The organism is Streptomyces sp. NPDC030838, from assembly GCF_055572035.1.
The window spans coordinates 186,848-199,478 of the sequence record NZ_JBVIED010000017.1; the positions used below are offsets into that span (position 1 = coordinate 186,848).

Here is a 12,631-nt window from a genome sequence, read left to right on the forward strand (position 1 = left end):
GCAGACGCCCACGAGGGGAAACCCACAACGGCGCTCGCGCGGTCACCTGGCCGGACCCAGCGGAGCGCCCCCGCTCAGAAGCCGTGCCGTGCCCCGCCGTCCACCGGCACCATGACACCGGTCAGATAGGACGCGGCCGGGGACAGCAGGAACGCCGCCGTCCGCCCGAACTCCTCCGGCGTGCCGTACCGGCGCAGCGGAATCCGCGACTCGGCCGCCGCGCGCGTCGCCTCCGGGTCCGCGGACAGGCCGTCCAGCTCGCGCACCCGGTCGGTGTCGATACGGCCGGGCAGCACCCCGACGACCCGGACGCCGCGCGGGCCCAGCTCGTCCGAGAGCGACTTGGCGAAACCGGCGAGCCCCGGCCGCAGGCCGTTGGAGATGGTCAGCCCGGGGATCGGTTCGTACACCGAGCCGGACAGCACGAACCCGATGACGCCGCCCTCGTCCAGCTCAGCGGCCGCCGCGCGCGCCAGCCGCACCGCGCCCAGGAACACCGACTCGAACGCCGCCTGCCACTGCTCGTCGGTGTTGTCGGCCACGAACCCGGCGGCCGGCCCGCCGACGCTGACGAGGATGCCGTCGAACCGCCCGAACCGCTCCCGGGCCGCGGCGATCACCCGGGCCGGGGCCTGCGGATCGGCGTTGTCCACGGCCACCCCGGCCGCGTTCGGGCCCAGCGCCGCCGCCGCGTCGGCCACCGTCTTCTCGTCCCGCCCCGTGATGACCACCTTCGCCCCGTCGGCGACCAGCTCGCGCGCGGAGGCGTTGCCGAGGCCGCGGGTGGCCCCGGTGACGACGTACACCCGGTCCTTCAGTCCAAGATCCATGGCCCCTATCCTGCCCGCTCGCCCCCGTACAGGGCGAGGGCGGTGTTCACCAGCCCGATGTGGCTGAAGGCCTGCGGGAAGTTGCCGAGCTGGCGTCCGGCCGACGGGTCGTACTCCTCGGCCAGCAGGCCCACGTCGTTGACGAGCCCCACCAGCCGTTCGAACATCTCGCGGGCCTCGTCCGTACGGCCCGTCATGTGCAGGGCGTCGGCCAGCCAGAACGAGCACACCAGGAAGGTGCCCTCGGCGCCGGGCAGCCCGTCGACGGTCGTCCGGTCGGAGGTGTAGCGGCGCAGGAGGCCGCCGCGGCTCAGCTCCTTGCGGACCGCCTCGATGGTGCCCAGCACCCGCGGATCGTCCGGCGGGAGAAAGCCGACGCGCGGGATCAGCAGCAGCGCCGCGTCCAGCTCCCGCGAGCCGTAGTACTGCGTGAAGGTGTTCCGCGCGGGGTCGTAGCCGCGCTCGCACACCTCGCGGTGCACCTCCTCGCGCAGTGCACGCCAGGCCTCCCGGTCGCCCCTCAGCTTCGGATTGCGCTCCAGCGCCCGCACCGCGCGGTCGGCGGCCACCCAGACCATCACCTTCGAGTGCACGAAGTGCCGGCGCCCGCCGCGCACCTCCCACAGCCCCTCGTCCGGCTGCTGCCAGACCCGGCACAGGAAGTTCATCAGGGCCCGCTGGATGTCCCAGGCCTGCGGCTCGTGGTGCATGCCCGCGCTGCGGGCGAGCGACAGCGTGTCCATCACCCCGCCGTACACGTCCAGCTGCACCTGCTTGACGGCCGCGTTGCCGATCCGCACCGGCCGCGAGTCGGCGAACCCCGGCAGCCATGGCAGCTCGGTCTCGGGCAGCCGCCGCTCGCCCGCCAGGCCGTACATGATCTGCAGGTCCGCCGGGTCGCCCGCGACCGCGCGCAGCAGCCATTCGCGCCACGCCTCGGCCTCCTCCCGGTAGCCCGCGGCGAGCAGCGCGCCGAGGGTGAGGGTGGAGTCGCGCAGCCAGCAGTGGCGGTAGTCCCAGTTGCGCACCCCGCCGATCTCCTCGGGCAGGGAGGTGGTGGGGGCGGCGACGATTCCGCCGGTCGGCGCGTAGGTGAGCGCCTTGAGGGTGATCAGGGAGCGGATCACCTCGTCCCGGTAGGGGCCGTCGTAGCGGCAGCGGGCCGACCACGCCTGCCAGTCGGCGACGCTGTGCTTCAGCGACGCGTACGGGTCGACCAGCGGCGGGCGCGGCTCGTGCGAGGGATGCCAGGTGAGCACGAACGCCACCCGCTCGCCCGCCCGCACGGTGAACTCGGAGTGAGTGCAGAAGTCCTGACCCCAGGTGTGCACCGGGGGCTCGCTGCGCAGCCAGACCGAGTCCGGGCCGGCGACGGCCACCCGATGGCCGTCGGAGCGGCGCACCCACGGGACGATCGAGCCGTAGTCGAAGCGCAGACGCAGCATGCCGTGCATGGTCACGCTGCCGCTCAGGCCTTCCACCACGCGGATGAGGTCCGGGGCACGGTCGCGCTGCGGCATCAGGTCGGTGACCCGGACCGCGCCCTGTGCGGTCTCCCACTCGGTGTCCAGGACCAGGGTGCCGGGGCGGTAGGCGCGGCGGGTGCAGGGGCCGTCGGCGTCCTTGGGGGCCAGCCGCCAGTGGCCGTTCTCCTCGTCGCCGAGCAGCTTGGCGAAGCAGGCGGGCGAGTCGAAGCGGGGGAGGCACAGCCAGTCGACGGAGCCGTTCCGGCCGATCAGAGCGGCGGTCTGTTCGTCGCCGATGAGCGCGTAGTCCTCGATGCGGGGATGCACGGAGTGCGGGTTCCCGGCGGGCCGGGGGGCCAATCGGGGCTGCGGCCGGGCGAGTGACGGGGGTCACACCGTGGCCGGTTCGGCCTCCGGAGTCTCGTCATCGTTCTCCCGGTTCTCCCGCTCCTTCGCCTGCGCCCGGTCGCGGGCCTCGCGGCGGGCCAGAACCACCCAGCCGACCGGGACGGCACCGGCGAACAGCCACCACTGGACGGCGTACGCCATGTGCGGGCCGATGTCGTCGTGGTCGGGGGCGGCGATCAGCTGCGGGGTGCCGCCCTGGGGCCGCGGCTCGGTCATCTCGATGTAGCCGCCGAGGACCCGCTCGCCGAGCCGCTTCGCCTCCAGCTCGCTGTTGATCAGCATGACCTGGCGGTCCGGCAGTCCCTGGACGTTCTTGATGCCGCTCTCGGCGGTCGTCTGGTCGGGCATCAGCCGCCCGGTGACCGTGACCTCGCCGCGCGGCGGCGCCGGGATCTTCGGGAACGTGGTCTCGCCGAGCCCGCCCGAGGGGATCCAGCCCCGGTTGACCAGCAGGACCGTGCCGTCGGTGAGCACGAAGGGGGTCAGGACGTGGAAGCCGACCTCGTCGTCCGCGTTGGTGCGACGGCGTACGACGACCTCGTGGTCGGTGTCGAAGCGGCCGTTCGCCGTCACCCGGCGGTACAGGTCCGCGTCCTTCACCTCGGCCCCGGGCGCGGTCAGCGACTCCGCCGGCACCGGCTTCGCCGCCAGCGAGTCGGCGATCACCTTGTTCAGCGCGACCTTGTGCTCATGCCGGTGCAGCTGCCAGAAGCCCAGCTCGATCATCGTCGGGATGAGCGCGAGAACGACAAGGGTGAGGATCACCCACTGCCGGGACAACAGGAAGCGGTACACCCCACGACCGTACCTCGGGGTTCGTGGGGTGCCGTCGGCAGGGGTGCCCGGGCGCCGGGCTCAGACGCGGTCGACGATGCCCACCTTTCCCTCCGCGCGGGCGCAGTGGGCGCCGCAGTACCAGTGGCCCTCGACCTCGACGCCCTGGCCGATGATCTGCACCCGGCAGTGCTCGCAGATCGGAGCCATGCGGTGGATCGCGCAGGAGAAGCAGTCGAAGACGTGCACCGCGCCCTGCGCGTGCACCTCGAAGGTCATTCCGTAGTTGTTGCCGCAAACTTCGCAAGTCGCCATGCGCCACAGGGTGAGCCGTCACCGCCGCGCGGGCGAGCGGGCGACGGGCGAGTCGCGCGGCAATCACCCGTCCGTACGGTCACTGCTCCGACGCCGGTTCCACGTCTCTCAGCAGCTGGCCGAACGCGGCCTCGTCGATCACCGGTGTGCCGTACTGCCGTGCCTTCAGTACCTTGGACGTGCCCGAGTCCGGGTCGTTGGTGACGAGCAGGCTGGTCAGCCGGGAGAGGCTGGTGGCGACATGCAGCCCGGCCTCGGTCGCCCGGTCCTCCAGCAGCTCCCGCTCCACGGAGGTGTCCCCGGAGAACGCGACTCGCATGCCCTGTTTGAGTCGTTTGCCCTCTTCGTACCGCCCCGGGTTGGGGTAGGGGCACGCGGGCCGCTTGCGGGACGGGCGCCAACTCGTCGGCCGGTAGCCGCCGTAGCCGCCCGGGCCGGTCGCCTGCTGTCCGATACGCGGCGCGGGCCGGTCCGCCCACTCGGTCAGCGGCCGGCACTCGTGCAGCGGCAGTCGTACGTTGCCCTGGGCCGCGGCGTGCAGGCTCGGCCGGAACGCCTCGGCCAGCACGCGCGCGTCGTCCAGCGCGTGGTGCGCCCGCCGCTGGACGACGCCGAAGTGCGCGGCGAGCGACTCCAGCTTGTGGTTGGGCAGCGGCAGATCGAGCGCCTTGGACAGCGCGATGGTGCACAGCCGCTGCCGCACCGGCGCCTCGCGTCGCGCCCGCGCGTACTCCCGGGCGATCATCTGCCAGTCGAAGACGGCGTTGTGCGCGACGAGCACCCGGCCCTCCAGTCGGGTCGCGAACTCGTCGGCGATGTCCGCGAAGAGCGGCGCGCCCTCCAGTGCCTCGCTCGTCAGACCGTGGATCCACACCGGGCCGGGGTCGCGCTCCGGGTTGACCAGCGTGTACCAGTGGTCCTCGACCCGGCCGCGCCCGTCCAGCCGGTAGACGGCGGCGGAGATTATCCGGTCGTCCCGGGCCAGGCCGGTGGTCTCCACGTCAACGACCGCGTATCCGTTCGGATACGCGGCCGGCCACGTCGTGGCGGAGGACGCTGCGGTCGTCTGGTCTTCGAGCATGGTCACTGAGGATACGGGCCGGGACTGACAGCGCCGTCCCTCAGGTGCCCCGGCGGGCTTGTCCGTTCGAGCGCCGGACCTGAGTGCGCGTGGGTCGGTACGAGACGGCCCATGTCCGGAATGTCATCCTCCGGAGGTGACCGAACCGACCGAACCCACGCCCGGCACGGCACGTGGCGGCTCGCTGGGCGAGCGGCTGAACTGGCTGCGCGCGGCCGTCCTGGGCGCCAACGACGGCATCGTGTCCACCGCCGGTCTCGTCGTCGGCGTCGCCGGCGCCACCGACGACCGCTCCTCGCTCCTCACGGCCGGCCTCGCCGGACTGCTCGCCGGATCCATGTCCATGGCCGCGGGGGAGTACGTGTCGGTCTCCACCCAGCGGGACTCCGAGATGGCCGCGCTGGCTGTCGAGAAGCGGGAGCTGAGAGAGCAGCCGGAGGCCGAGCTCGCGGAGTTGACGGACCTGCTGGAGGAGCGGGGGCTGTCCCGGGACGTGGCCCGCGAGGCGGCCGTGCAGCTGACGGAACGTGACGCGCTCAGGGCCCACGCGCGCGTGGAGCTCGGCATCGACCCCGAGGACCTCACCAACCCCTGGCACGCGGCCTGGGCGAGCTTCCTGGCCTTCACGGCGGGCGCCCTGCTGCCGCTCCTCGCCATCGTCCTGCCGCCGGGGGAGTGGCGGCTGCCGGTCACCGTGGTGTCCGTACTGCTCGCCCTCGCCTGCACCGGCTGGAGCAGCGCCCGGCTGGGGGCGGCGGCGCCGGGGCGGGCGGTGGTCCGCAACGTGGGCGGCGGGGCGCTGGCGATGGCGGTGACGTACGCGGCGGGGTCGTTGCTGGACGCGGTGGGGGTGTGAGTCTCGTGTGCCATTGGCGGAGATCGCCAACAAACAAGCGCTTACCGCCGGTAATACTTATCGGTAACAACCTCTGGACCAGGCGGGACAGCGGTCCTACGGTGCAGGAATGCCGAACCTCCCCAACGTCGTGGTGTGGTCGATACCCGCCTTCACGCTGCTCACGATCCTCGAAATGATCAGCGTCCGGCTCCATCCCGACGACGACCACGCCGGGTACGAGACCAAGGACGCCGCGACCAGCGTGACCATGGGGCTCGGCAGTCTCTTCTTCGACTTCCTCTGGAAGTTCCCGATCGTCGCCCTCTACACGGCCCTCTACGAACTCACCCCGCTACGCGTGCCCGTGCTGTGGTGGACCGTGGCCCTGATGCTCCTCGCGCAGGACTTCTTCTACTACTGGTCGCACCGCGGCCACCACGTCATCCGCATCCTGTGGGCCTGCCACGTCGTCCACCACTCCAGCCGGAAGTTCAACCTCACCACCGCGCTGCGCCAGCCCTGGACCTCGCTGACCGTCTGGCCGTTCTACGTGCCGCTCATCGCCGCCGGCGTCCACCCGGCCGCGCTCGCCTTCTGCTCCTCCGCGAACCTCGTCTACCAGTTCTGGATCCACACCGAGCGCATCGACAAGATGCCCCGCTGGTTCGAGTTCGTCTTCAACACGCCATCCCACCACCGGGTCCACCACGCCTCCCAGGGCGGCTATCTCGACCGCAACTTCGGCGGCATCCTCATCGTCTGGGACCGGCTCTTCGGCTCCTTCGCCCCCGAGACCGAGCGGCCCGTCTACGGACTGACGAAGAACATCGACACCTACAACCCGCTGAAGGTCGCCACCCACGAGTACGTCGCCATCGCCAAGGATCTGAAGGCCGCGTCCGGTTGGCGCGAACGGGCGGGGCGCGTGTTCCGGGGGCCGGGCTGGCAGCCCGCAGCCCCAAAGGCGGAGGCCGCCGAGGAGAGCGTCGTCGCATGAGACTTCGCCGCACGCTGCTGGGGGCCTTCGGCCTCGCGGCCCTCGTCGACCTCGTCTCCCTCGCGGCCGGCTACGACCCCGGGCACCTGGTCGCCAAGCCCCTCCTCATGCCCCTGCTGGCCGCCCACGCCGCCCTCTCCGGCGCACCCCGGCTGCTGGTCGCGGCACTGCTGTGCGGGTGGGGCGGCGACGTCCTGCTGCTGTCCGACGCGGAGCCCGCCTTCCTCGCCGGGATGGCCTCGTTCGCCGCCGGACACGTCTGCTACCTGCTGCTCTTCCGGGCGTACGGCCGCCCCCGGGCCCACCACGCCTTCCTCTTCGTCACCTACACCGTCGTCCTCGTCAGCACCGTCGCCGCGCTCTGGCCCGACCTGCCCGCCGATCTGCGCGTCCCCGTCGCCGGATACAGCCTGCTGCTGACGGCCATGGCGTACACCGCGGGGACCCGGTTCGGCCGCACCGCCGGGGTGGGCGGCGCGCTGTTCGTGCTCTCCGACACCCTCATCGCCACCGGCGTCGCCGACTGGCCGCAGCCGCCGCGACCCGACCTGTGGATCATGCTCACGTATATCGCCGCGCAGTTCCTGCTCGTCAGTGGCACACTCAAGGCGCTCGACGCGCACCCCGTGACCGCGCGGCCGCGCGGTGAGGTGCGCCCGGCCCCCTGAGTGCCGGTCCCAGCAGGTCAGCGACGAGAAGGATCCCCGCCATGCGCGCCACCACCATCCACGCCCCCTTCGACATGCGCGTGGAGGACGTGCCCGACCCCGCGGTGCGGCAGCCCACCGACGCCGTCGTACGGGTGCTGCGCGCCTGCATGTGCGGCAGCGACCTGTGGGCCTACCGCGGGGAGGCGGTACGGCAGCCCGGGCTGGGGGTGCCCCCAGGCCCTTAAGGCACTGGGGGAGGATCGGGCACGAGTTCCTGGGCGTCGTGGAGGACACCGGCTCGGAGGTGACGGGCGTGCGGCGCGGTGACCTCGTCGTCGCGCCCTTCATGTGGTCGGACGGCGTCTGCGCCTACTGCCGTGAGGGGCTGACCACTTCCTGCGAGCACGGCGGCTTCTGGGGCTCCGTCGGCTACGACGGCGGGCAGGGCGAGGCCGTACGCGTCCCCTACGCCGACGGCACCCTCGTCCGGCTTCCCAAGGAGGCGGCCGGCGACGACCACCTGCTGTCCGCCCTGCTCACCCTCTCCGACGTGCTCGGCACGGGCCACCACGCGGCCCTCGGCGCGGGCGCCCGCCCCGGCGCCACGGTCGCCGTCGTCGGCGACGGGGCCGTGGGCCTGTGCGCGGTGCTGGCGGCCAAGCGGCTCGGGGCGGAGCGGATCATCGCCCTCGGCCGGCACGAGGTACGCACGGACATCGCCCGGCGCTTCGGCGCCACCGACGTCGTCGCCGAGCGCGGGGACGCCGCCGTGGAGGCCGTCCGCGAACTGACCGGCGGGCAGGGCGCGCACGCCGTCGTCGAGGCGGTCGGCACCGAGCAGTCGATGCGGACGGCGGTGCACATCGCCCGCGACGGCGGCGCCATCGGCTTCGTCGGTGTGCCGCACGGCAGCGGTACCGGCCTCGACCTCGGCGTCATGTTCGACCGCAACATCGCCCTGCGCGGCGGCGTCGCCCCGGTCCGCGCGTACATCCCGGAGCTGCTCCCCGACGTCCTGGACGGCACCATTGACCCGTCCCCAGTCTTCGACATGACCGTCGATCTCGAGGGCGTCCCCGAGGGCTACAAGGCGATGGACCAGCGCACCGCCCTCAAGGTGATGGTGACGGCCTGACCGTCACCAAGCGCCGTCACCAAGCGCCGTCACCAGCGGATCGGCACCGGCAGCGCCGTGAGCAGCCCCGACACCGCGACCACCACCGCCAGTACGGCGACCTCCGCGCGTGCGGGGGCGCAGGCGGTCAGCGGGTCGGCCGCGCGGGACAGCCGGATCCGCGCCCACAGGGCCAGCGCGGCGACGACGGCCACGAGCAGCACCTTGGCGAGCAGGGTGCGCCCGTACGCCGTCGTCGTCAGCTGCTCAAGGACCGTCTCCGGCGGCATCCGGCGCAGGGTGCTCACCAGGCCCGTCGCGGTGAGCGCGGCGAGCAGCACGGCCGCCACGCGCGCGTAGAGACCCAACAGGGCCACGCCCGCTCGCTGCGCGCCCCACAGGCGCAGGGTGCGCAGCGTGTACAGCAGACCGCCCACCCACAGGGACGCGCACACCACATGAACGAGCGTCAGACCCGCGCCGATGAGCGGGCTGTGCTCGGTCGTCGGGTGGGCGCGCAGCGCCTCCGCGACCGCCACCGCGGCCAGCGGCCACACCTGGCTCCCCGGGCGGCCTGACAGGGCGCACAGACCCGCCGCCGCGAACGCGTTGACCTCCAGCAGGGCGAGCTTGCCGTCCCGGGAGGCGTACAGGCCGCCGACGTCGATCTGGCCGGGGCTGTCCGGGACCAGGTTGCCGGTCGCCACCACCGAGGCCAGCCCCAGCGCGGCGAGGAACCCGGCACCGGCCGCCCACGCCGCCCAACTGCGCGGCCGTCCGGCCGGAGCGCCCGGCACGGCACGCGCCAGCCGACGCGCGAACAGCTCTCCCAGCGGAACGCAGAGCGCCGCGAAGAGGACCGTGCGCAGCAGGGCGATGCCGCCGACGCCGGGCGCGGCGGACTCTCCGGTGCCGTGCAGGGCGGTGGACGGCCCGAGCAGCGGGATCAGCGCCCCCAGGGCCACCAGGATCAGCACGGAGACGGCCCTGCCGGTACCGGTCCGCCGCGCGGGGGTGCCCGGGCCGGCGGCCTTGGTGGTCGGTCGTATCAAGGTCACCTCAGGATCTTCACCAGGTGTCACAGAACCGGGCAAGTCCCGGAAAACAACTGGATGGAGGGCATTCCGCCCCGGCTCACGCCCAGCGCGCCGCGTCCGTTCCCCACGATCCCGGCGGCCGTGCCCAGTCGCCCGGCCCGCCCTCGAAGGCGACCGGGGACAGCGCGTACCGCAGCCTGCCGAGACGGCTGTCCCGCTCGGTCAGCCAGGGACCGGCCCCGTCGTACCCGGCCTCGGCCGGGGCGGTGTCGGCGGTCACCTCGTCCGTCAGCCACCGCGCCGTCCGCGCCAGCGCCAGCCGGACGAACCGGCCGCCCCCGTCGTAGGACTGCTCCGTCAGCGCCCGCAGGACCGCCGCGGCGAGCAGATGGCCCGAGCCGTGGTCCAGGGCCTGCGCGGGGAGCGCGCCGGGGCGGTCCGGTGTGCCCTCGACGACCGCGATACCGGTGGCGGCCTGCACCAGGCTGTCGAAGCCGCGCCGCCCGCGCCACGGCCCGTACGCCCCCCACGCCGACAACTGGGCCACCACCAGCCCGGGCCGCCGTTCGATCAGTGCCTCGGCGGAGAGCCCGAACCGGTCCAGCGCGCCCGGCCGGTAGCCGGTGACGACGACGTCCGCCGCGGCGAGCAGCTCCTCGAAGGCGCGCCGGTCGGCGCGGAGGTCCAGGGCCGTGGACCGTTTGCCGAAGCCGGTGTCGGCGTGCTGGTCGGGGAGTTCGGGAAGGTGCGGCGGGTCCACGCGGAGCACGTCCGCGCCGAGCAGGGCGAGGGTGCGGGTGGCCACGGGCCCGGCGATGACGCGTGACAGGTCCAGCACGCGCAGCCCGGCGGCGGGCAGCAGGGGAGTGCCGGCCGTCGGGGCAAGCCTCCGCGCGGGGACCGTGTCCAGGCGTTCACGCTCGACCAGGGGCCGCTGTGCCACCTCCGCGGCCTGCGGGTGCCCGGCCCACTCCTCGGGCGTCCGTACGGCGACGGCGAGTCCTCCGGCGGCGTACACGGCCTCCTCGACCTCCCGCGCGGACCGTTCGGCCAGCGCGGCCTCCACCTCGTCCTCCCGGACCCACAGAGCGGACAGCAGCCGCTCCCGGTGGTGCGGGTAGTTGGCGTGGGTGCGCACCCAGCCGTCCGCCGTGCGCCAGAACCGGGACAGCGGCGCGAAGTTGACCGGCGCGCGCCCGTCGACCAGCAGCTGCCGCTCGCTGGTGAACGCCGTGGCCACCGCCCCGTCGTCCACCCGTACACCGGGCACCCGCGCGAGCCCGGCCCGGCGCGCCCCCAGTTCGGCGGCGGCCAGCGCGCACACGGCGACGCAGGCCCGCGCCTCCTCCCGTACCGGAAGCCGGGCTTCCAAGGCGCCCCGCCGGGCGGTCACCGCGACCCGGTCGACCAGTGCGGGATCGCCGCCGATCGCGGACCACGCGTAAGAGATGTTTTTCATGGACGAACTATGCCGGGCCGCACGGTCTCCCGCGCGGCCCGGCATCGCAAGAACCCTCAGATGAGAGCTAGTTCACCGCGTCCAGCGCGTTGACGATCCCGAAGCCGTAGAAGCCGTTGACGCGCTTGCCGCCCTCGCACACCGCGTCCTGGTCGCCGTCGCCGTCCTGGTCGTAGGACTCGGGGCAGCCCGGGTTGTCCGCCTGCGCCTTCAGCAGCGCCTGGAGCTGGGCCGGAGTCGCCCACGGGTGCTCGGACTTCAGCAGCGCGGCGACGCCCGCGGCGTGCGGCGAGGCCATCGAGGTGCCCTGCAGGAAGGCGTAGCCGTTGTTCGGCATCGTGGACAGGATGCGGCCGTCCTTCGACGGGGTGTCCGGCAGCTGGTAGCGCCGGTCGCCGCCCGGCGCGGCCACGTCCACCACGCCGTTGCCGTACGACGAGTAGTACGACTTGAGGTTGTTCACGCCCGTCGCGCTGACCGTGACGATGCCCGGCAGCTGGGTCGGCACGTCGTAGCACTCGTGCGGGTCGATGGTGCGCTCGACCGGCGTGGTGTCGTTCGGGCTGGAGTCGTCGACGATCGCGTCCGCGTCGAGGTCGTGGTTGGAGTTGCCCGCGGACGCCAGGTGCAGCGTGCCCTTCTTCTGCGCGTACAGCTGCGCGCGGTTGACCGCGTCGACGATGGCCCGCTGGTCGGGGTCGTCCATGCAGTTGTAGAGCCACGGGTCGACGTAGTAGCTGTTGTTCGTGATCTCGACGCCGTGGTCGGCGGCGAACACGAACGCGCAGACGACACTCTCCGCGTAGAACAGGCCGTTCTTCGGGTCGGTCACCTGGATGCCGGCGACCTTGACCCCGGGCGCGACACCGGCCACGCCGACGCCGTTGCGGGCGGCGGCGATCTCACCGGCCACGTGCGTGCCGTGGTAGTCCTGCGGGGTGTACGGCCGCCAGGCGCCCTCGCTGGTGTCCGCCACGCCGCCCGTGCAGTTGGCGGACTGGGACTTGGAGAAGTTCGGGGCGAGGTCCGGGTGGGTGTCGTCCACGCCGGTGTCGATGACGGCGACGGTGACGTTCCGGCTGCCCGGGTTGATCTGCGCGGCCTTGTCGGCGCCGATCGCCCGCAGGTCCCACTGGTCGGCCTCGAGGGGCTCGGCGCCCGGAGCGGCCGCGGCCTTCACCTTCGCGGCCTCCTCGGCGGTCAGGTAGTCGGCGCCGCCCTCGTCCGTCGTGCCCGCGGGGGTCAGCGGCGCGGTGCGCGTGGCACCCGCCGACTGCACGCCGCGGACGGTGCGTATCTCCTTCGCGAAGTCGGGGTTCGCCGAGTGCGCGACGATGACACCGATCCTGTCGTACGTCGTCACGACGGTGCCGCCGGCCGCGGTCACGGCCTTCTTCACCGCGGCGATCGTGCCCTTGTCCACCTTGGTGTTCACGACGTAGGCCAGCTCGGGCGCGTCCGCCGCCTGCGTCGCGGCGTCCAGCTGCGGCGCGGCCGAGGCGGTCGCGGGCAGGAAGCCGAGCGAGGCGGTCAGTGACAGCACGACCGGCACCGCGAGGGCGAGTCGGCGTCTGGAGCGCAGATGAGCCATGGGGTCTCCACATCATCCGGAAACGAAACCGGCCCGAGACACAGGTGGTGCTCGGGCAGGTGCATGACGAT

11 protein-coding genes and 1 pseudogene are annotated in these 12,631 nt (G+C 73.0%); 4 read left to right on the forward strand and 8 right to left on the reverse strand.

Features of this window, described 5'->3' with window-relative positions; all coding sequences use genetic code 11:
* Nucleotides 1-74: 74 nt before the first annotated feature.
* The 5 genes from ACZ42A_RS34045 to ACZ42A_RS34065 form a co-directional block, all read right to left on the reverse strand.
* A complete protein-coding gene (locus tag ACZ42A_RS34045; protein ID WP_468531175.1) occupies nucleotides 75-830 on the reverse strand; it encodes an SDR family oxidoreductase in 756 nt (251 codons plus the stop codon).
* Nucleotides 831-835: 5 nt separating this feature from the next.
* Nucleotides 836-2,623: a glycoside hydrolase family 15 protein gene (locus ACZ42A_RS34050; RefSeq protein WP_468531176.1), complete on the reverse strand. Its 1,788-nt coding sequence runs from the start codon at nucleotides 2,621-2,623 to the stop codon at nucleotides 836-838.
* Between the two features lie 63 nt (nucleotides 2,624-2,686).
* Complete coding sequence (locus ACZ42A_RS34055) at nucleotides 2,687-3,499, reverse strand: SURF1 family cytochrome oxidase biogenesis protein (protein WP_468531177.1); 813 nt, start codon at nucleotides 3,497-3,499, stop codon at nucleotides 2,687-2,689.
* Nucleotides 3,500-3,559: 60 nt separating this feature from the next.
* Nucleotides 3,560-3,793, reverse strand: a complete 234-nt coding sequence (locus tag ACZ42A_RS34060) for a hypothetical protein (protein ID WP_188291435.1) — start codon at nucleotides 3,791-3,793, stop codon at nucleotides 3,560-3,562.
* A gap of 79 nt (nucleotides 3,794-3,872) precedes the next feature.
* Nucleotides 3,873-4,874, reverse strand: a complete 1,002-nt coding sequence (locus ACZ42A_RS34065; RefSeq protein WP_468531178.1) for a DEDDh family exonuclease — start codon at nucleotides 4,872-4,874, stop codon at nucleotides 3,873-3,875.
* Between the two features lie 136 nt (nucleotides 4,875-5,010).
* Here ACZ42A_RS34065 and ACZ42A_RS34070 point away from each other — a divergent pair, with 136 nt between their 5' ends.
* From ACZ42A_RS34070 to ACZ42A_RS34085, 4 genes and pseudogenes are all read left to right on the forward strand, one after another.
* A complete protein-coding gene (locus tag ACZ42A_RS34070; protein ID WP_468531179.1) occupies nucleotides 5,011-5,730 on the forward strand; it encodes a VIT1/CCC1 transporter family protein in 720 nt (239 codons plus the stop codon).
* A 109-nt stretch (nucleotides 5,731-5,839) separates the two neighbouring features.
* Nucleotides 5,840-6,709 (forward strand): sterol desaturase family protein, encoded by an 870-nt coding sequence (locus ACZ42A_RS34075; protein ID WP_468531180.1) that lies wholly within the window; start codon nucleotides 5,840-5,842, stop codon nucleotides 6,707-6,709.
* A complete protein-coding gene (locus ACZ42A_RS34080) occupies nucleotides 6,706-7,377 on the forward strand; it encodes a lysoplasmalogenase (RefSeq protein ID WP_468531181.1) in 672 nt (223 codons plus the stop codon). The genes ACZ42A_RS34075 and ACZ42A_RS34080 overlap by 4 nt, the downstream gene beginning before the upstream one ends.
* Before the next feature lie 41 nt (nucleotides 7,378-7,418).
* A pseudogene (locus ACZ42A_RS34085) lies at nucleotides 7,419-8,494 on the forward strand (zinc-dependent alcohol dehydrogenase family protein).
* Between the two features lie 29 nt (nucleotides 8,495-8,523).
* Here the strand turns inward: ACZ42A_RS34085 and ACZ42A_RS34090 are convergent.
* The 3 genes from ACZ42A_RS34090 to ACZ42A_RS34100 all read right to left on the reverse strand — a co-directional run bounded on the left by ACZ42A_RS34090 (nucleotide 8,524) and on the right by ACZ42A_RS34100 (nucleotide 12,560).
* Nucleotides 8,524-9,531, reverse strand: coding sequence for a CopD family protein (locus ACZ42A_RS34090; protein WP_468531182.1), 1,008 nt, complete (start codon nucleotides 9,529-9,531; stop codon nucleotides 8,524-8,526).
* 76 nt (nucleotides 9,532-9,607) lie between these two features.
* Entirely contained in the window at nucleotides 9,608-10,969 is a 1,362-nt protein-coding gene (locus ACZ42A_RS34095) for a CoA transferase (protein ID WP_468531183.1), read from the reverse strand.
* 67 nt (nucleotides 10,970-11,036) lie between these two features.
* Complete coding sequence (locus tag ACZ42A_RS34100; protein ID WP_468531184.1) at nucleotides 11,037-12,560, reverse strand: S8 family serine peptidase; 1,524 nt, start codon at nucleotides 12,558-12,560, stop codon at nucleotides 11,037-11,039.
* Between the last annotated feature and the right edge of the window lie 71 nt (nucleotides 12,561-12,631).

Coding starts and splice junctions, on each gene's coding strand:
- ACZ42A_RS34095 (WP_468531183.1), bottom strand. CDS start 10,969: ATGAAAAACATCTCTTACGCGTGGTCCGCGATCGGCGGCGATCCCGCA.
- ACZ42A_RS34100 (WP_468531184.1), bottom strand. CDS start 12,560: ATGGCTCATCTGCGCTCCAGACGCCGACTCGCCCTCGCGGTGCCGGTC.
- ACZ42A_RS34065 (WP_468531178.1), bottom strand. CDS start 4,874: ATGCTCGAAGACCAGACGACCGCAGCGTCCTCCGCCACGACGTGGCCG.
- ACZ42A_RS34045 (WP_468531175.1), bottom strand. CDS start 830: ATGGATCTTGGACTGAAGGACCGGGTGTACGTCGTCACCGGGGCCACC.
- ACZ42A_RS34080 (WP_468531181.1), top strand. CDS start 6,706: ATGAGACTTCGCCGCACGCTGCTGGGGGCCTTCGGCCTCGCGGCCCTC.
- ACZ42A_RS34075 (WP_468531180.1), top strand. CDS start 5,840: ATGCCGAACCTCCCCAACGTCGTGGTGTGGTCGATACCCGCCTTCACG.
- ACZ42A_RS34060 (WP_188291435.1), bottom strand. CDS start 3,793: ATGGCGACTTGCGAAGTTTGCGGCAACAACTACGGAATGACCTTCGAG.